The organism is Streptomyces sp. NPDC050560 (assembly GCF_044457285.1).
GTDB lineage: Bacteria > Actinomycetota > Actinomycetes > Streptomycetales > Streptomycetaceae > Streptomyces.
Window position 1 is genome coordinate 134,323 of sequence record NZ_JBITGT010000013.1, and the last position, 18,525, is coordinate 152,847.

16 protein-coding genes and 1 tRNA gene are annotated in these 18,525 nt (G+C 72.5%); 11 read left to right on the forward strand and 6 right to left on the reverse strand.

The window, feature by feature from the left end; all coding sequences use genetic code 11:
• Positions 1-24: 24 nt before the first annotated feature.
• Positions 25-112: transfer RNA gene (locus tag ACIBIW_RS27935), tRNA-Leu, on the reverse strand.
• A 181-nt stretch (positions 113-293) separates the two neighbouring features.
• Here ACIBIW_RS27935 and ACIBIW_RS27940 point away from each other — a divergent pair.
• The 3 genes from ACIBIW_RS27940 to ACIBIW_RS27950 all read left to right on the forward strand — a co-directional run bounded on the left by ACIBIW_RS27940 (position 294) and on the right by ACIBIW_RS27950 (position 3,156).
• On the forward strand, positions 294-1,628 hold the full coding sequence (locus ACIBIW_RS27940) for a M20/M25/M40 family metallo-hydrolase (protein ID WP_399339827.1): 1,335 nt from the start codon (positions 294-296) through the stop codon (positions 1,626-1,628).
• A gap of 294 nt (positions 1,629-1,922) precedes the next feature.
• Entirely contained in the window at positions 1,923-2,156 is a 234-nt protein-coding gene (locus ACIBIW_RS27945; protein WP_399339828.1) for a chaplin, read from the forward strand.
• A gap of 130 nt (positions 2,157-2,286) precedes the next feature.
• A complete protein-coding gene (locus tag ACIBIW_RS27950; RefSeq protein ID WP_399339829.1) occupies positions 2,287-3,156 on the forward strand; it encodes a chaplin family protein in 870 nt (289 codons plus the stop codon).
• 80 nt (positions 3,157-3,236) lie between these two features.
• Here ACIBIW_RS27950 and ACIBIW_RS27955 read toward each other — a convergent pair whose 3' ends face one another.
• On the reverse strand, positions 3,237-3,425 hold the full coding sequence (locus ACIBIW_RS27955; protein ID WP_399339830.1) for a DUF5703 family protein: 189 nt from the start codon (positions 3,423-3,425) through the stop codon (positions 3,237-3,239).
• A 47-nt stretch (positions 3,426-3,472) separates the two neighbouring features.
• On the opposite strand from ACIBIW_RS27955, the gene ACIBIW_RS27960 reads away from it, so the two are divergent.
• On the forward strand, positions 3,473-4,198 hold the full coding sequence (locus tag ACIBIW_RS27960; protein WP_399339831.1) for a hypothetical protein: 726 nt from the start codon (positions 3,473-3,475) through the stop codon (positions 4,196-4,198).
• A 95-nt stretch (positions 4,199-4,293) separates the two neighbouring features.
• On the opposite strand, the gene ACIBIW_RS27965 is transcribed toward ACIBIW_RS27960, so the two are convergent.
• Positions 4,294-6,447: a helix-hairpin-helix domain-containing protein gene (locus ACIBIW_RS27965; protein WP_399339832.1), complete on the reverse strand. Its 2,154-nt coding sequence runs from the start codon at positions 6,445-6,447 to the stop codon at positions 4,294-4,296.
• Positions 6,444-7,427 (reverse strand): aldo/keto reductase, encoded by a 984-nt coding sequence (locus tag ACIBIW_RS27970; RefSeq protein WP_399339833.1) that lies wholly within the window; start codon positions 7,425-7,427, stop codon positions 6,444-6,446. Before ACIBIW_RS27970 ends, ACIBIW_RS27965 begins: the two co-directional genes overlap by 4 nt.
• 222 nt (positions 7,428-7,649) lie before the next feature.
• Between ACIBIW_RS27970 and ACIBIW_RS27975 the strand changes: the two genes are divergently transcribed.
• The 3 genes from ACIBIW_RS27975 (at position 7,650) to ACIBIW_RS27985 (ending at position 10,613) form a co-directional block, all read left to right on the forward strand.
• Entirely contained in the window at positions 7,650-8,714 is a 1,065-nt protein-coding gene (locus ACIBIW_RS27975; RefSeq protein ID WP_399339834.1) for an LLM class F420-dependent oxidoreductase, read from the forward strand.
• A 98-nt stretch (positions 8,715-8,812) separates the two neighbouring features.
• A complete protein-coding gene (locus tag ACIBIW_RS27980; protein WP_399339835.1) occupies positions 8,813-9,553 on the forward strand; it encodes a class I SAM-dependent DNA methyltransferase in 741 nt (246 codons plus the stop codon).
• 271 nt (positions 9,554-9,824) lie between these two features.
• The gene (locus tag ACIBIW_RS27985; RefSeq protein WP_399339836.1) at positions 9,825-10,613 is read left to right on the forward strand and encodes a ferritin-like domain-containing protein; all 789 of its coding nucleotides are present in this window, start codon (positions 9,825-9,827) and stop codon (positions 10,611-10,613) included.
• A 46-nt stretch (positions 10,614-10,659) separates the two neighbouring features.
• On the opposite strand, the gene corA is transcribed toward ACIBIW_RS27985, so the two are convergent.
• Together corA and ACIBIW_RS27995 are read right to left on the reverse strand one after the other, a co-directional pair.
• Complete coding sequence (corA, locus tag ACIBIW_RS27990) at positions 10,660-11,658, reverse strand: magnesium/cobalt transporter CorA (RefSeq protein ID WP_399339837.1); 999 nt, start codon at positions 11,656-11,658, stop codon at positions 10,660-10,662.
• Between the two features lie 160 nt (positions 11,659-11,818).
• Complete coding sequence (locus ACIBIW_RS27995) at positions 11,819-12,844, reverse strand: LacI family DNA-binding transcriptional regulator (protein WP_399339838.1); 1,026 nt, start codon at positions 12,842-12,844, stop codon at positions 11,819-11,821.
• A 151-nt stretch (positions 12,845-12,995) separates the two neighbouring features.
• On the opposite strand from ACIBIW_RS27995, the gene ACIBIW_RS28000 reads away from it, so the two are divergent.
• From ACIBIW_RS28000 to ACIBIW_RS28015, 4 genes are read left to right on the forward strand one after another with little or no spacing between them, the layout of a single operon-like run.
• On the forward strand, positions 12,996-14,300 hold the full coding sequence (locus tag ACIBIW_RS28000; protein WP_399339839.1) for an ABC transporter substrate-binding protein: 1,305 nt from the start codon (positions 12,996-12,998) through the stop codon (positions 14,298-14,300).
• A 26-nt stretch (positions 14,301-14,326) separates the two neighbouring features.
• Entirely contained in the window at positions 14,327-15,262 is a 936-nt protein-coding gene (locus tag ACIBIW_RS28005) for a carbohydrate ABC transporter permease (protein WP_399339840.1), read from the forward strand.
• Positions 15,259-16,080, forward strand: a complete 822-nt coding sequence (locus ACIBIW_RS28010; protein WP_399339841.1) for a carbohydrate ABC transporter permease — start codon at positions 15,259-15,261, stop codon at positions 16,078-16,080. The genes ACIBIW_RS28005 and ACIBIW_RS28010 overlap by 4 nt, the downstream gene beginning before the upstream one ends.
• Positions 16,077-18,521: a glycoside hydrolase family 3 N-terminal domain-containing protein gene (locus ACIBIW_RS28015; RefSeq protein ID WP_399339842.1), complete on the forward strand. Its 2,445-nt coding sequence runs from the start codon at positions 16,077-16,079 to the stop codon at positions 18,519-18,521. Before ACIBIW_RS28010 ends, ACIBIW_RS28015 begins: the two co-directional genes overlap by 4 nt.
• Positions 18,522-18,525 lie beyond the last annotated feature (4 nt).

The window sequence follows — 18,525 nt, forward strand, 5'->3', positions numbered from 1 at the left end:
GCCCCAGATCGACTGGGGCCCTGCTGGTGTCCGAGGGGGGACTTGAACCCCCACGCCCGATAAAGGGCACTAGCACCTCAAGCTAGCGCGTCTGCCATTCCGCCACCCGGACCGGTGGTCCCGCGGTCCGTGCCGCGGTGACGTGGAAAACCATAGCAAACATTCGGGGGCTCCCGATCACGCCCGGCGGCCGCCGCCAAACCCCCCGGAGGGCCCGCTCCCGCCTTGGGCCAAGGGGGGTGTCCGGGGGAGGATGGAAGGACCCACCAGCGGCGACAGAGAGAGGAACCAGCGTGAGCGAGTCCAGTGCGGCACGCACCGATGCCACGGTGAGCGGCGAGGACGAAGTCGTCGACCTCTGTCGCGACCTGATCAGGATCGACACCAGCAACTACGGGGACCACTCGGGCCCCGGCGAGCGCGCCGCGGCCGAGTACGTGGCCGAGAAGCTCGCCGAGGTCGGCGTCGAACCGCACATCTATGAGTCGCACCCCGGCAGGGCCTCCACGGTCGCCAGGATCGAGGGCGCCGACCCGTCGCGGCCCCCGCTGCTGATCCACGGCCACCTCGACGTCGTACCGGCCAACGCCCAGGACTGGACGCTGCCGCCGTTCTCCGGGGAGATCTCCGAGGGCTGCGTCTGGGGCCGCGGCGCCGTCGACATGAAGGACATGGACGCCATGACCCTCGCGGTCGTACGGGACCGGCTGCGCAGCGGCCGCAAGCCCCCGCGCGACATCGTGCTCGCGTTCCTCGCCGACGAGGAGGCGGGCGGCATCTTCGGCGCCCGGCACCTCGTGGACAACCACCCCGACCTCTTCGAGGGCGTCACCGAGGCCATCGGCGAGGTCGGCGGATTCTCCTTCCAGGTCAGGGAGGACCTGCGGCTCTACCTCATCGAGACCGCGGAGAAGGGCATGCACTGGATGCGCCTCACCGTCGAGGGCACCGCGGGGCACGGCTCGATGACCAACACCGACAACGCGATCACCGAACTGACCGAGGCGGTGGCACGCCTCGGCCGCCACGAGTGGCCGGTGCGGATCACCAAGACCGTGCGGTCCTTCCTCGACGAGCTGTCCGACGCGCTCGGCACCACGCTCGACCCGGAGGACATGGACGCCACCCTCGCCAAGCTCGGCGGCATCGCCCGCATGATCGGCACCACCCTGCGCAACTCGGCGGCCCCGACCATGCTCTCCGCCGGCTACAAGGTCAACGTGATCCCCGGAGAGGCCACCGCCCACGTCGACGGGCGCTTCCTGCCCGGCTTCGAGGAGGAGTTCCTCGCCGACGTCGACCGGATCATCGGCCCCCGGGTCAGGCGCGAGGACGCGCACGGCGACAAGGCGCTCGAAACCACCTTCGACGGCGCACTCGTCGACGCCATGCAGTCCGCGCTGGTCGCCGAGGACCCCATCGCCCGCGCCGTCCCGTACATGCTCTCCGGCGGCACGGACGCCAAGTCCTTCTCCGACCTCGGCATCCGCTGCTTCGGGTTCGCGCCGCTGAAGCTCCCGGCGGACCTCGACTTCGCCGGCATGTTCCACGGCATCGACGAACGGGTCCCGGTGGACGGCCTCCAGTTCGGCACCCGAGTCCTCGACCGCTTCCTCGACGCCTGCTGAGCGACCGCGCCCGACACCGCCGCTGCCCCGGGGCCACGCGCCCCGGGGCAGCGGCGCGTCAGGACACGGAGGCCGCGGTACGGCGAAGACCGCGGCCACGCGGCCGACGGCCATGCAGTCGAGGGCCACAGACCTGAGGGCCACGGGGGCGTGGCCACCGGGCCGTAATCGACCGGGCGTTCGGAACTCCCCGGGAAGAGTGAATCTGACGATCAGGTCGTAGCTTGATTCACCCCTCCTCGTTACACGTGATGCGACCCGAGGCTGGAGTCGCACCATTCATCAGGAGGAATCATGATCAAGAAGATCGTCGCCGCCACCGCTCTGACCGGCGGTCTGGTGCTCGCGGGCGCCGGCCTGGCCGCCGCCGACGCGGGCGCTGAGGGCGCCGCCGTGCACTCCCCGGGCGTGGCCTCCGGGAACGTCGTGCAGGTGCCGGTCAACATCCCGGTAAACATCTGCGGCAACTCGGTCTCCGTGATCGGGCTGCTCAACCCCGTCTTCGGGAACACCTGCGTCAACCACTGACGCCCATCGCCCCGTAAGGGACCCAGCTTCGGCCCCCGAGCGCACGCCATGCGCTCCGGGGCCGCCGGTTCTCCCGGCGCGCCCGCACGGCGCGCCGTCTCCGTCACACACAAGGCAGGGACACACCACTATGCGACAGGTCACCCGCAAGGGCCTGCTCACCGTGGCCGCGGCGACCGGCGTGCTCGCCGCCGTCGGGGGCCAGGCCCAAGCGGACTCGGGCGCCGCCGGATCGGCCGCCGGATCGCCCGGAGCGCTGTCCGGCAACACCGTCCAGGTACCGGTGGACGTACCGGTCAACGTCTGCGGCAACACCGTGAGCGTCGTCGGCGTCCTCAACCCGGCGACGGGCAACGCCTGCGCCACCGGCGGAACCGGCGGACACCGCGGCTCCGGGCACGGCGGCTCGGGCGCGCACTCCGGCACCGCGCACTCGCCCGGCGTCGGCTCCGGAAACGACGTCGAGGTCCCCGTGGAGGTGCCGGTCGACGTCTGCGGCAACAGCGTCGGCGTCGTCGGCATCGGCAACCCGGCCCACGGCAACGACTGCACCCACCCCGGCGGCTCCCACCACCCGGGCCACCCCACACCGCCCGGCGGCTGCCACGACACCCCAGGACACCCGGGCACCCCACACGACCCCCCGCCAGGACACGACCACCCCGGCAACCCGCACCACCCCGGCGGCCACGACAACCCCGGACATCCGCACCACCCCGGCAACCCGCACAACCCGGGCGACCCGCACCAGCCCGGCGGGCCTGACAACCCCGGCGGTCACGACAACCCCGGGCGCCCGGACACCCCGGGCGACCAGGCGGGCGCCGTCGGCGACACGGGAGCAGGCACCGTACGCCCGGCCGGAATCACCCCCGCCACCGGTGGCGACCAGCTCGCGGAGACCGGCGGCACGCTCCCGCCCTACGGCACCCTCGCCCTCGGCGCCGGCGCCGTGCTCGGCGGCGCCGTCCTCTACCGCAGGTCACGCGCCGGCGCCTGACCGCGGCCGCGCCCGGCGGGGCCCCGGGCAACCGGCGGCCCCCTCGGCGCGCTGAGCGCCGGAAACGGGCCCCAGGGGGCTCACCAGGTGGCGCGTACCTGGCGGATGATCCGGCGGCGCAGCCGCACCCTGCGGCTGCCGTCCGGATGCAGCCTCAGACGGTGCAGCTCCCAGTGCCCGTACTCGGCATGGTCGGTGAGCAGGCGCGTGGTCTCCTTCCGCGAGACCCCGCGCGGAACGTACACATCCACAAATTCGTATTCCGGCATCGCATCTATTGTGCGGCCACCGGCTCCTTACGGATAGCGTCTGCACTATGTCTGATGCTGCGCAGCCGACCGCTGCCGAGGTACGCGCCGCCGCCGAGGCGGTCAAGACCGCGCTCGACCGCCACCTGGCCGCGGTCGAGCGGCGGTCCGGAGAGAACGACCCGGCCGTCTACGAGGCGTTCAACGAGCTGGCCGCCGCTGCGGAGGAGTACGACGAACTCCTCTACGACCGCTACGACGAGGTCACCCCCTTCGAGATCCCCGGCACGGAGGACACCCTCCCGCCGTACGGGGGCCCCGAGGAACCGAACGCGATCAGCGTGCTGATCCGCCGGGACTACGCCGTCGTCGAACCCCAGCGGCTGATCGCCCAGGCCGAGCGCATCGAGGCCGCCGACGCCCAGGCCGCCGCGGCCGCCTCGGCTGCGGCCGGCACCGTCCACGGCGCCCTCGGCCTGCTCTTCGGGGAGTTCGAACCGGACGAGATCGCCTCCCGCCACAAGGAGTTCGGACTCGACGAGGGCGACTCCACCCTCTGGGTGACGGCCTCCGACGAGGCCCCGGAACCGGGGGAGTGGCTGGAGGCCCCCTTCGAGGGCGCCGACCCCGGTGGCATCGTCTGCCGCTTCGACGTCTCCGCCGTCTTCGACGACGAGCAGGACGACGACGTCGACGACCGGGACGTCCTTGAGGACCCCGACGAGCCCGACGACCTCGAAGAGGACGAGGACGTCGACGAGGACGACCTGGAACCCCTCGACGCGGAGCGCTGACCTGGCGAAGGCCCGCGCCCGCCTGACCTGGGCGCGGGCGCCCCGGCGGCGGGCCGTACCCGGGCGCGGGCCCGCGAGGACCCGCGCCCGCGCGCTCACTGCGCCCTGGCGCCCGCCCGCAGCAGCGCTTCGAGCCGGGTCGTACGCGGCTTCGCCGGAACCTCGGCGACCGCGCGCGGCAGCGCCTGCTCCACACCGTGCACCACCGAGAGATGCCGCTCGGCACTGCCGAACGCCGAGTACACCCACGCCCTGGTCAGCGCCCCCGCCGCATCACCTGGCAGCACCACCACGGCGGCCTGCCGCCGCAGCCCCACCGCCTGGTGCGCGGTGAGCGCCCAGCCGTGCCGCACCGCACGCTCCACCCGCTCCCTGGACACCACCACCGCGTCCCCCTCGCAGTCCAGCCGCAGCCCCTCCGCGTCCGCGCCGACGACCCGCCCAGGCGCCGTACGCCCGGGAGCCGGGCTGTAGACGACGACATCGCCGGGGTCGAAGCCGCCGAACCTGCCGGGGCCCGGATTGAGCCGCTCCTTCAGCGCCGCGTTCAGCGCCCGGGTGCCCGCGCCGCCGCCGTGCCCCGGCGTGACCACGACGGTCTGCTCCGGCGGCACCCCGAAGGCGCGCGGCACCGAGTCGGCGACGATCTGGACCGTGCGGTGCACCGCCTCCGCCGCGTCCCGCACCGCGACGATCACCACCTCCCTGCCGGGCGCGGCCACCTGGGTCAGCTCGCCCACGCCCACCCCGGACACCAGCTCGCCGATGGGCCCGGGATCGGGGGTGCGCGAGGCCACCGCGGGGCAGACGCGCGCCGCCAGCAGATCCGCGAAGACCCTCCCGGGACCCGCGGACCACAGCGTCGCGGGATCGCCGCTGAGGACCAGCCGGGTGCCGTCCGCCAGGGCCTCCACCAGCGCGGCACCCGCCTCCACGTCGAGCTGCGGCGCGTCGAGCACGACCACCACGTCCGCCGCGAGCGAGCCGTCGGCCGCCCGCCCAGGACCCTCGGCGCCGCTCAGCAGCCCCGCCACCGTCGTCACCACGGGCGCCGTGCCGCCGTCCGCCGGGCCCTCCAGCACGCCCAAGAACCTGCGCCTGCTGTCGGCGGTGTGGGCCGCGGCGACACCGCGCAGCCCCAGCCGCGCGGCGGCGGCCAGCAGCGCCGCGGGCTCCGCGCGCGCCGCCTCGCCGCCCGTGTGCAGCACCAGACCATGGCCCGCGGCGGCCCGCAGCAGCTCGGCCGCCGAGCCCGCCGCGCCCCGCGCCGCCGCCTCCCAGTCGGCCGCGGCGGGCTCCTCGCCGCCCGGGGCCTCCGCGGGCGCGTTGACCAGCCTGGCCAGGCCGTCCGCCAGGCTCTCCTCGGCGAGCGCGAACCGCTCAAGGCCGACCAGCACCCGCACCGGCTCCGCGCCGTCCTCGGTCTCCCCCTCGCCCCCGGCGTCCGCACCGCCCGGCGCCGCCCCTGACGCCTCGCCTTCGGCGCCCTGGGCGTCCTGGAAGACCAGGACGTCGCCCTCCGCGATGGCCCCCTGGACCGCCGCCTCGGGGTCGGGCACCGCGTAGCGCCCGAGTGCGGTGGCGAGCGCCGGGGCGTCCAGCGCCGTATGCCCCGCGACCGCGGCCTGTCCGAGGAGCCAGAGCGCGACGGCGCGCCCCCGCCGCTCGTCGTCGGGGCCGCAGTCGGGGCCGAGCAGCGCCCTGGCGAAACCGTCCGCCTGCTCCGGGCGGACCGAGTCCACCGCGAGCAGCCGCCAGGGATCGTCCCGCAGCAGCGCCGCCGCGTCCTCGCCGAGCGCCGCGGCCGCCCCAGGCCCCAGCGCCGCGGGCGCGCCGCCCTCGGCAAGCACCTCGGCCACGGCACGCACCGCGTCCCCCGAAGGCTCGGCCGGGGCCCTGGGCGCCACCGGCTCCTGCCGCGGCGCCGGGGCGGCCCTGCGCGGCGGCGGTGGCTCCTCGAAGACGGTGTCCGAGTGCTGCTCCCCGCTCTCCACGGCGCGCACCGCCGCCAGCAGCTCGGCGGCCCTCCCGCTGAGCTTCCCGCCGCTCTCGACCGGCTCCGCCCGCTCGGCCCTGCGGCGCGCGATGCGCTCCCGCAGCTCCCGCTGCGCGGCCAGCTCGGCCGCCGCCTCGGACAGCTCACCGTCCCCGCCCTCCGCGGCCCCTTCCGCAGGGGTTTCTCCCGCCGGGGCGGCGGTCTCCTCGGCCTCGGAGGTCTCCTCGGCGCCTTCGGCGGCTCCCGTGCTCACAACGTGCTCCAGTGGTAATCGGGATAGCGGTGCAGCGGCGCGGAGACGTCGTCGAGCGCGTCGCAGATCTCGTCCGGCAGACTAAGCGCTTCCACCGACAGAGCGGCCGAGAGCTGCTGCGCGTTGCGCGCCCCGACGATCGGGGCCGCCACCCCCGGCCGGTCCCGCACCCAGGCCAGGGCCACCTGGAGCGGGGTGGCGGCGAGCCCGTCGGCGGCGGTCACGACCGCGTCGACGATATGGCTCGCCGTGTCGTCGAGATACGGCTCCACGAACGGTGCCAGGTGCTCAGAGGCCCCGCGCGAGTCCTGCGGCAGCCCGCGCCGGTACTTGCCGGTGAGCACGCCGCGGCCGAGCGGCGACGACGGCAGCAGCCCGACCCCGAGGTCCCTGGCCGCGGGCAGCACCTCGCGCTCCACGCCCCGCTGGAGCAGCGAGTACTCCATCTGTGTGCTGGCGAGCGGGGTGCGCGTGCCCGACGAGGCCACCTGCCAGGTCGCGGCCTTGGCGAGCTGCCACCCGCAGAAGTTGGACACCCCGGCATAGCGGGCCCGGCCGCTGCTCACCGCTATGTCCAGGGCGCCGAGGGTCTCGTCGAGCGGGGTCGTCGCGTCGAAGGCGTGCACCTGCCACAGGTCGACGTGGTCGGTGCCGAGGCGGGAAAGGGAGGCGTCGAGGGCGCCCAGGAGATGGCCCCGGGAGCCGTCGAAGCGCCGGTCGGGGTCGGGGACGCTGCCTGCCTTGGTGGCGATCACCAGGTCACGCCGGGGCACGAGGCCGTCGAGGAGCTGCCCGAGGATGTACTCGGCATCGCCGTCGCCGTACACGTCGGCGGTGTCGACGAGGGTGCCGCCCGCCTCCCAGAAAGCCTTCAACAGGTCCGCGGCGTCGTTCTCGTCGGTGTCGCGGCCCCAGGTGAGGGTGCCGAGACCGATCCGTGACACGCGCAGGCCGGTGCGGCCGAGATGCCTCTGCTCCATGGGCGCTGAGATTACTTGCCGAACGGCAGGATGTGGCGGCCTGTGGACAACCGCCCGGGCCCGCCTGTGGATAACTCGGGCCCACCCCGGCGCGGGCCGTAACGTGAGCGGGGACCCGGGCGGCCCGTACGCCCCGGGCCCCACTGACGTGCGGCGCCGCGGCGCGCTAGGGTCTGCGGCACACGACGTTACTGACGGGTAAGACGGGTAAGGGGAGCGGGTATGCAACTCGGGATCAACCTCGGGTACTGGGGCGCCGGGATGGACGCGGACAACCTCGCCGTGGCCAAGGAGGCGGACCGGCTCGGCTACGCGGTCTGCTGGACCGCGGAGGCGTACGGCTCCGACGCGGCCACCGTGCTCGCGTACGTGGCGGCCAACACGGAGCGCATCGACATCGGCTCCGCCATCTTCCAGATCCCCGCCCGTATGCCCACGATGACCGCGATGACGGCCGCCACCCTCGACACCCTCTCCGACGGCCGCTTCCGGCTCGGCCTCGGGGTGTCGGGCCCACAGGTCTCCGAGGGGTGGTACGGCGTCAGGTTCGACAAGCCCCTGGCCAGGACCCGGGAGTACGTGGACATCGTCCGCAGGGCGATGGCCAGGGAGCGCGTCGTGTACGAGGGCGAGCACTGGACCCTCCCGCTGCCCGACGGGCCCGGCAAGCCCATCAAGCTGACGGTCCACCCCAGGCGCGAGCGCATCCCGCTGTACATCGCCGCGATCGGCCCGAAGAACCTGGAGCAGACCGGCGAGATCGCGGACGGCGCCCTGGTGCTCTTCGCCTCGCCCGAACACCTGGAGGACACGGTGGTGGGCCCCGTGCGGGCGGGCCGCGAGAAGGCGGGACTGCCCCTCGAAGGCTTCGACATCGTCCCCACGGTCCCGCTGGCCATGGGCCCCGAGGGCGGCGACGGCGACGTGTCGGCCCTCGCGGACGTCTTCCGCCCGTACACCGCCCTGTACGTCGGCGGGATGGGCAGCAGGAAGCAGAACTTCTACAACCGGCTCGCCCGGCGGATGGGCTACGAGAAGGCCGCGGAGGAGATCCAGGACAAGTACCTCGCGGGCGACAAGGAGGGCGCGGCTGCCGCGGTCCCGCAGGACCTGATCGACCGCACGACGCTGCTCGGCTCGGTCGCCAGGATCGCCGACCGCATGCGCGCCTACGCGGCTGCCGGTGTCACCACGCTCACCCTGTCCCCCTCGGGCTTCACCCTGGAGGAGCGCGTCGCCTCGCTGCGCGCGGGCAGCGAGGCCCTGGAGCGGGCGGGGGTGGCATAGGCCCGGCCCCGGTACGGCCGGTCCGGTACGGGCGGGGTCGGCCGCCGGGACCGTAAACCGGTCGACAGCAGCCCGCGCGGAGGGCAGGGTGGCCGCCCGTGACGAGCAGTGAGCTGTGGACCCGTGCGACCGCCGAGCGCTACGACGCCGAGGAGACCGAGATGTCCTCGGCCGCCGTGATCGGACCGACTGTCGACTTCCTCGCCGAGCTGGCCGGGGACGGCAGGGCGCTGGAGTTCGCCATCGGGACCGGGCGGGTGGGCGTCCCGCTCCGGGAGCGCGGCGTGCCGGTGGCGGGCGTCGAGCTGTCCGCGCACATGGCGGCGGTCCTGCGCCGCAAGGCGGACGAGGACACGCTCCCCGTGACCGTCGGGGACATGGCCACGACGGTCGTCCCCGGCGAGTTCGCCGTGGTCTACCTCGTCTACAACACCCTCTCCAACCTGCTCACCCAGGACGAGCAGGTCGCGTGCTTCCGCAACGCCGCGCGCCATCTGGCTCCCGGCGGCCGGTTCGTCGTGGAGCTGGGCGTCCCGCCGCTGCGGTTCCTGCCGCCCGGACAGGTGGCGGTGGCGTTCGACGTCTCGGCGGGGCACCTCGGCTTCGACACCTTCGACCTGGTCGAGCAGCGGCTCGTCTCGCACCACTTCACCCGCGAGGGCGGTGCCGGGTCCTACCGCCGCGACGGCTCCACGCACCGGTACGCCTGGCCCGCGGAGCTGGACCTGATGGCGAGGCTCGCGGGTCTTGAGTGCGAGCGGCGGGTCGCGGACTGGGACGGGACGCCGTTCACGGCGGACTCGGCGAAGCACGTCTCGGTCTGGCGCAAGCCGGCCTGAATCCGGCAGCCGCGGCGTCGCGGGTCCCGTCCCCGGGGCGGGGAGGGAAGACTTCGGCCGTGGTGGGGGCTCGGGGGGTCTCCCCGCCACGGCCGATACCCGGTCAACGGCCGGGACGCCTCCTGGTTACGGGGGTGCCGTGCTTCTCCCGTTACCGCCGTGACGGCGCTTTCGTCCCTCTGTTGGCCGAATGGCAGGGGTATAGCTGTTGCTGTCCGACATGGACCGACTTTGACTCGACTCCTGCGGATACTGCACGGAGGTGCCTGCCATGCTGTCGGCCAAGTCCTTGTTCCAGGAGATCTTCGACAACGACGAGTCGTTCCGGCTCTTCTGCTCCATCGCCGCCAGCGGCGAGTCCCAGGGGGGCTGGGAGAACGGCCGTATCGCGGCCCTGATGCCCGAGCGCGAGCGGGCCCTGGCGCCGAAGGCGGCACGGCATGGCGCCGACGAGGACAAGCACGGGCGCATCTTCAACGCGCTGCTGCGCAAGCGCGGCCTGCGCCCCGTGGACGTCCCCCCGGAGACCGACTACACACTGCTGCTCGAACAGCGCGGCATCGGCCTCGCCCACGACAAGCTCAGGCGGGACGAGCCGCTGACCGAGCACGACGTCGTCGTCTACCTCGCCCACAGCAGGGTGACGGAGCAGCGGGCGTCCGAGCAGATGGCGGTGCTGCTCAAGTACTTCGGCGAGCACCCCGACATCGGCCGGGCCATGGCCATGATCTCCGCGGACGAGGACAACCACCTGGCCTACTGCCACGAGGAGCTGCTGCGGCTCGCCGCCGCCGGGCACGGGCGTGCCATCCACCGCGCGCTGCGGCAGTGCGCGCTGGCCGAGATCCGTATCCACCGGGACGTCAGCCTCGCCGTGATGGCCCACATGGGGCGCATCCTGGGCTGGTCCGCGGCGCGCGGGGCGCTGCTGGCCGCCGGCATCCGCGCGATGTACGCGTACGAGCGCGCGGCCGGGTGGCACCGCATGGTGTCGCTGCGGCTCCCCGAGCACCGCGACGCGCTGGGCAAGCCCCCGGCCCCCGCCCCCGAGTACGCCTGAGCACTCGCCCCGGGCGGCCGTGGGGCCCGCCCGGGGCCCCGCGCGCTCAGAGCCAGCCGCGCCGTCTGAACATCCGGTAGAGGACCACTTCGAGCACGGCCATCAGCGCGATGACCGCCGGGTACGACCAGATCCAGTGCAGCTCCGGCATGTGGTCGAAGTTCATGCCGTAGATACCGGCGATCATGGTCGGCACCGCGGCCATGGCGGCCCAGCCGGAGATCTTGCGCATGTCGTCGTTCTGCCGGACGCTCATCTGCGCGAGGTGCGCGGACAGGATGTCGGTGACCAGCCGGTCGAGACCCTCCACGGACTCGTTGACCCGGGCCAGGTGGTCGCCGACGTCACGGAAGAACGGCTGCGCCGACGTGTCCACGAACGGCAGCGCCGCGGCCCCGAACCCCGCCCCCGCGAGCCGCTGCACGGGGACCGTCAGGGGCCCCGTGGCCCTGCGGAACTCCAGCACCTGGCGCTTGAACCGGTAGATCCGCGACGCGGTGTCGCGGGAGCCGCCGCCCTCGGGGGAGAAGACCTCGGCCTCCAACTCCTCCAGGTCCGTCTGGAGTTCGGTGGCGACGTCCAGGTAGTGGTCGACGACGGAGTCCGCCACCGAGTACAGGACGGCGGTCGGGCCGTGGCCGAGCACCTCGGGCTCGGACTCAAGGCGTCGGCGGACGGCCCCGAGCGGGGCGCCCTCGCCGTGCCGCACGGTCACCACGAAGCCCTCGCCGAGGAAGACCATCAGCTCGTCGCTGGAGACCGCGTCGCTCTCCGGCTCGTAGACGACCGGCTTCAGCACCGTGAACAGCGAGTTGTCGTACACCTCAAGCTTGGGCCGCTGGTGCGCCTTGAGCGCGTCCTCGACGGCAAGGCTGTGCAGGTCGAACACCGTCGAGATCCGGTCGAACTCCTCGGCGGTCGGCTCGTGGACGCCGACCCAGAGGAAGGCGTCGCCGTACGCGCGCGCCGCGCGGAGCGCCTGTGCCAGGTCCGCGGGCGCCTCGACGCGGTGTCCCGCACGGTAGACGGCGCTGTCTACGATCATGGCGGTCCATTCTCTCCCTTCGCGCTCGCGTGCGCACCGGTGCTGCCGTGCCGGGGCGTGTTGCCGCACGGCCCGGGAGCCCGCCGCGCCGCGGGGGCGGTCCGGCGGCGGGCGGTGCCCGCGGTGGCCCGATACGGCAGGGTGCCCCGGCGCGGCCCCGTCAGTCCCCTGCCCCCCTCTTGGCGGTGCTCTGCCGCACCACCAGCTCCGTGCCGAGTTCGATACGGGGCTCGGTGGGCTGGCCGCGGCGGAGCTTCAGGACCATCTGCGCGGCGGTCTCCGCCATCCTGCGCAGCGGCTGGTGGACGGTGGTGAGCGCGGGCGACGACCAGTGCGCCAGGGGGATGTCGTCGTAGCCGACGACCGAGAGGTCCGAGGGCACCTGGAGCCCCCGCACCCGGGCCGCCTCAAGCACCCCGAGGCTTTGCAGGTCGCTGCCCGCGAAGATCGCGGTGGGCCGGTCGTCCAGGTCGAGCAGGGTCTCCGCGTGCCGGAAGCCGCCCTGTACATGGAAGTCGCCGAACTTGATCAGCGAGGGGTCGACCTCAAGACCCGCCATGCTCATCGCCGACCGGAACCCGTCGAGCCGCGCCAGCGAGCAGAGCATGTCCTCGGGGCCGCTGATGATGGCGATCCTGCGGTGGCCGAGGTCGATCAGGTGCCGGGTCGCGGCGAGGCCGCCCGCCCAGTTCGCGGAGCCCACCGACGGCACGTCGGGCTCAGGGTCCCCCGCGGGGTCGACGATCGCGAACGGGATCGCGCGGGAGCGCAGCTTGTGCTTCAGCTCCTCGGGCAGTGTCGAGAAGACCAGCACCACGCCGAGCGGGCGGCGGCGCAGCACCCCGTCGATCCACTCGGGGCCCGGCGCGTGCCGGGTGCCGGACTCGGTGAGCACCACGCTGGCGCCCGCGGACTTGGCCACGTCCTCGACACCGCGGATCAGCTCCATCGCCCACGTGCTCTCCAGCTCGTGGAAGACCAGCTCGATCAGCGGGGCCTCCGTGGAGCCCGCGGACGTGCGGCGGTAGCCGTGTGCGTCCAGCAGTCCCTCGATCCGCACCCGGGTCGGCGCGGACACGTCCGGGCGCCCATTGAGCACCTTCGAAACTGTCGAAAGTGATACTCCGGCCTTCGCCGCCACCTGTGCCAGGGTGACGCGCCCTGTGGGCTCATCGTCGTCACGCATGGTGAAAAGGATAGGTCACCGCTTCAATCCTGGCGCCAGGTAACGGTTTGGTAGCGCACTCCGGGAGATGTTGACCACTCGTCGGCCCGGTCATAGCGTCGCTCGGCAACAGACTTTCGGCGATGCTGTCGAAACTTTCGAAGGGGCGACGATGAAAGCACCCGCACGGCTTCCCAGAGCGCTCGCAGCCGCCACCGCGATGGTCATGGGGCTGTCACTGGCCGCCTGTGGCAACAGCGACTCCGACTCCGGCGGTGGCGACGACACGATCCACGTCCTCGTCTACGGCGACGCCGCGAACAAGGTGGAGAAGGACGTCATCGAGGAGTTCAACAAGACCTCCAAGGTCAAGGCGGTGCTCGACACCATCCCGGGAGCCGACTACCAGTCGAAGCTACAGACCATCATCAACACCAAGCAGGCGCCCGACGTCTTCTACAACTGGGGCGGCGGCAGCATCAAGCCCTTCGTCAAGGCCGGACTCCTCATGCCCCTCGACGACATGATGGCCAAGAACCCCAAGCTCAAGAGCATGTTCCTGCCCAGCGTGCTCGACGCCGCCAAGGTCGACGACAAGTACTACGGCATCCCGATGCGCGGCACCCAGCCCGTGCTGCTGTTCCACAACAAGAAGGTCCTCAAGGACGCGGGCGTCAGCGCCCCGAAGACCTGGGACGACCTGCTCGGCGCCGTCGACAGGCTCAAGGACAAGGGCGTCACCCCGATCTCCCTCGGCGGCGGCGACAAGTGGCCCACCCTGATGTGGTTCGAGTACATCTACGACCGCGTCGCGGGCCCCGACCTGCTGAAGAAGGCCCTCGACGGCGACAAGGACGTCTGGAACAGCCCGGAGAGCAAGAAGGCCCTCCAGACCATCAGCGACCTGGAGAAGACCGGCGCCTTCGGCAAGAACTACGACTCCGTCAAGCAGACCGACGGCGGCTCCGCCCAGCTCCTCACCTCCGACAAGGCGGGCTTCGAGCTGATGGGCTCGTGGGAGTTCTCCACCATCAACGACAACCAGCCGGACTTCGCCGCGAAGCAGCTCGGCTACAGCACCTTCCCGACGGTCCCCGGCGGCAAGGGCGACCCGAAGGACCTGGTCGGCAACACCAACAACTACTACTCGGTGATGAAGAACGCCACGCACCCCGAGGCCATCGCCAAGTTCCTCGAACTCATGTACTCCGACCACTTCGTCAACGCCCAGCTCGGCATCGGCAACCTCCCCACCACCACCAACGCCGGCCAGAAGCTCACCTCGTCCAACAACGCGACGTACCTCAAGTACCAGTACGACCGCGTCGCGGACGCCCCCGCCTTCCAGCTCTCCTGGGACCAGGCGTACACGCAGGACAACAGCACCCCCCTGCAGACCGCCATCCAGCAGTTCTTCAACGGCAGCATCGACCAGGACGGGTTCATCAAGGCGATGCAGGGCCTTTCCACCTCCTGAGACCCCCCTCCGAGAAAGACACACCCATGGTCACCCTCGCTGCACCCGGGCACGGGCAGCGAAGGCGGACACGGCGCCCGGTCGTCAGGTCGACCGGGCGCCCGGGCATCGCCTGGGCGCTCCCCGCCACCGCCTTCTTCGCCTTGTTCGCCATCGTTCCGCTGATACTCGTCGCGGTCCTCTCCTTCGCCACCTGGAGCGGCCTCGGCGACCCCGAGTGGGCAGGACTCGACAACTGGACGAAACTCTTCGACGACCCCGTGATGGTCAAGAGCCTCTGGCTGAGCGTGCTGCTCACCGGACTCGGCGTGGTCGTCCAGACCCCCCTGAGCATCCTGCTCGGGGTGTGGGCCGCGGGGAAGGAGCGAAACCGCGCCGTGCTCTCGGCGATTTTTTTCGTCCCGCTGCTCTTCTCCGCCACCGCCGTGTCGGTGGTGTGGCGCTCGCTGCTCGACCCCAACTTCGGCCTGCCGTCCCACATGCAGTGGCTCTTCGGCGACGGCAACCTCTTCGGCAGCCAGCTCGGCGCCATCGGCGTGCTGGTCTTCGTCAGCGCCTGGCAGTACACCCCCCTGCACACCCTCATCTACCAGGGCGCCACCCGCGCCATCCCCGAGGTCCTCTACCAGGCGGCGGCCATCGACGGCGCGGGCCGGGTGCGGCAGTTCTTCCACATCACCCTGCCGCAACTGCGCAACGCCGTCATCACCTCCGTCATCCTCATGATCGTGGGCGGCCTCACCACCTTCGACACCGTACTGATCATGACCCAGGGCGGCCCGGGCACCGACACCACCATCAGCGCCTACTACATGTACGACAAGGCGTTCAAACGCTTCGACTACGGCACGGGCGCCGCGGTCGCGCTGCTCCTCGTCGTCGTCGCCACCGTGATCTCGCTGATCGTGGTGCGGGTCTCCGGCTTCGACAAGATGTCGGGCACCCAGGAGGGCGTGTCATGAGGCAGCGGCCCAACTACCTCGCCGGGGCCGCCGCGCTGTGCTGGCTCGTCATCATCGGCCTTCCGGTGTACGTGATGCTCGGCGCGGCGGTCCAGACCCGCCCGGAGTTCTCCGACGCGGGCCCCCTCGGACCGCCCGCCCACTTCAGCTTCGACAACTTCGTCAACGACATGCAGGCCGGCTTCGGCCGGTACTTCGTCAACACCGTCGTCGTCACCGTGTGCGTCGTCGCCATCGTGCTGCTCCTCGTGCCGCCGCTGGCGTTCGCGATCGTCCGCAACAGCGGCAGGCGAGGCACCAGGAACGTCTTCCGGCTCTTCCTGCTCGGCCTCGCCGTGCCCGCGCAGGCCGTGATCGTGCCGATGTTCTACGCCATGAGCCAACTCGGCCTCTACGACAACCTCATCGGCGTCATCCTGCCCACCGCCGCCTTCTGCCTGCCGGTGTGCGCGCTCATCCTCACCGGCACCATGCGGGAGATCGGCAACGAGCTGTTCGAGGCCATGACCGTGGACGGCGCCTCCACCCACCGCGTCTTCTTCCAGCTCGTCGTGCCGCTGTCCCGCGGCGGCCTCTCCACCATCGTCGTCTTCTCGGCCCTCCAGGCGTGGAACGGCTTCCTTTTCCCGCTCGTTCTCACCCAGTCCGAGTCCAGCAAGGTCATCACCCTCGGGCTCTACAACTTCCGTACGCAGTACGGCACCGACGTCCCGGCGCTGCTGGCCGCCGTCGTCCTGTCCATCCTGCCCATTCTCCTCGTTTACCTGTTCGCACGCCGCGCCCTGATCCAGGGGCTGATGGGAGTGGGAGGAAAGTGACCACCAACGTGACCACGACCGGAGCCGGCGCACCCGACGCCGACGGAGCCGAAGCACCCGGCACACCCGCGAGGCCGCGGCCCAGTGGCGAGACCGTCGAACGCGTCGAGCGACTCCTCGCCGCGATGACCCTGGAGGAGAAGACCGCCCAGCTCTACGGCCTGTGGGCCGGGGCCTCCGCGGACGGCGCCGAAGTCGCCCCGCACCAGCACGACATGGACGTCCCGCCCGCGCTCGACGACCTCCTGCCCACCGGACTCGGCCAGCTCACCCGCCCGTTCGGCACCACCCCCGTCGACCCCGCGCTCGGCGCGGTCTCCCTGATGCGCACCCAGCAGCGCGTCACCGCGGGCAACAGGTTCGCCATCCCCGCGCTCGCCCACGACGAGTGCCTGGCCGGGTTCGCCGCCTGGGGCGCCACCACCTACCCCGTCCCGCTCTCCTGGGGCGCCTCCTTCGAACCCGACCTGGTGCGCGCCGTCGGCCACGCCATCGGCGCCGACATGCGCTCCGTCGGCGTCCACCAGGGCCTCGCCCCCGTGCTCGACGTTGTGCGCGACGCCCGCTGGGGCCGCGTCGAGGAGACCATCGGCGAGGACCCCTACCTCGTCGGCACCATCGCCACCGCCTACATCAGGGGCCTTGAGGGCGCGGGCGTCGTCGCCACCCTCAAGCACTTCGCCGGCTACTCGGCCTCCCGCGCCGGACGCAACCTCGCCCCCGTCTCCATGGGCCCGAGGGAGCGCGCCGACGTCGTCCTGCCGCCGTTCGAGATGGCGGTACGGGAGAGCGGCGTACGGTCCGTGATGAACGCCTACACCGACACCGACGGCCTCCCCTCCGCCGCCGACCGCGGCCTGCTGACCGAACTCCTCCGCGACACCTGGGGCTTCGACGGCACCGTCGTCGCCGATTACTTCGCCATCGCCTTCCTCAAGAGCCTGCACGGCGTCGCCGCCGACTGGGCCGGGGCCGCCGCGAGCGCCCTCACCGCGGGCATCGACGTGGAACTGCCCACCGTCAAGACCTTCGGACGGCCGCTGCTCGACGCCGTCACCGCGGGCGACGTCCCCGAGGAACTCGTCGACACCGCGCTGCGCCGCGTCCTCACCCAGAAGGCACAGCTCGGCCTCCTCGACCCCGACTGGTCCCCCGTACCGCCCGCCCTCGCCCACCTCCGCGACGACGAACTCGCCGACCCCGGGCGGCTGCGCGGCACCGTCAGCCTCGACACCCCCGAGAACCGCGCGCACGCCCGCAGGCTCGCCGAGGCGTCCGCCGTCCTCGTCACCAACGACGGCACCCTGCCCCTCGCGGCCCCCGCGAGGATCGCCCTCGTGGGCCCCCAGGCCGAGACCCCCACCGGGGTGCTCGGCTGCTACTCGTTCCCCGTGCACGTCGGCTCCCAGCACCCCGAGGTGCCGTACGGCATCGACCTGCCGACCCTGCACGACGCGCTGAAGGACGAGTTCCCCGGTGCTGAGATCACCGTCGTGCCCGGCTGCACCATCGACGGCACCGGCACCGAGGGCTTCGCCGACGCCGCGCGCGCCGCCCGCGACGCCGACATCGTCATCGCCGCCCTCGGCGACCGCGCCGGGCTCTTCGGGCGCGGCACGAGCGGCGAGGGCTGCGACACCGCGTCCCTGCGGCTGCCCGGCGTCCAGGGCCCGCTCCTCGACGCCCTCCTCGACACCGGCACCCCCGTGGTGGCCGCCCTGCTCTCCGGACGGCCCTACGCACTCGGCCGCGCGGTCGGCGAGGCCGCCGCCGTCATCCACCACTTCTTCCCGGGACAGGAGGGCCCCGCCGCCCTCGCCGGCGTCCTCTCCGGACGCGTCAACCCCTCCGGCAGACTCCCCGTCAGCGTCCCCGCGGGCGACGGCGCCCAGCCCGCCACCTACCTCGCCCCACCGCTGGCCGCCGCCAACGACGTCTCCAACCTCGACCCCACCCCGGCCTTCCCCTTCGGACACGGCCTCTCCTACACCGCATTTGACTGGTCGGACCTCACCGTCGAGACACCCACCGCAGCCACCGACGGCACCCTCGCGCTCTCCTTCACCCTCGCCAACACCGGCGAACGCGCCGGGTCCGAGGTCGTCCAGCTCTACCTGCACGACCCCGTCGCCACCGTCGTCCAGCCCGTGCGGCGGCTCGTCGGCTACCTCAAGGTCGCCCTCGCGCCGGGGGAGCGCACCACCGTGCGCGCCGAGGTCCCCGCCGACGTCGCCTCCTTCACCGGGCGCGACCTGCGCCGCGTCGTCGAACCCGGCGACCTCGACCTGCACCTCGCCGCATCGAGCGCCGACATCCGCCTCACCGCCCACACCACCCTGACGGGACCGCCCCGGCACGTCGACCACACCCGGCGGCTGCACGCCCTCCTCACCCGCCACGACCCCGCCGCCGAGCACACCGGAGAAAGGACACCCGCGTAGCCCC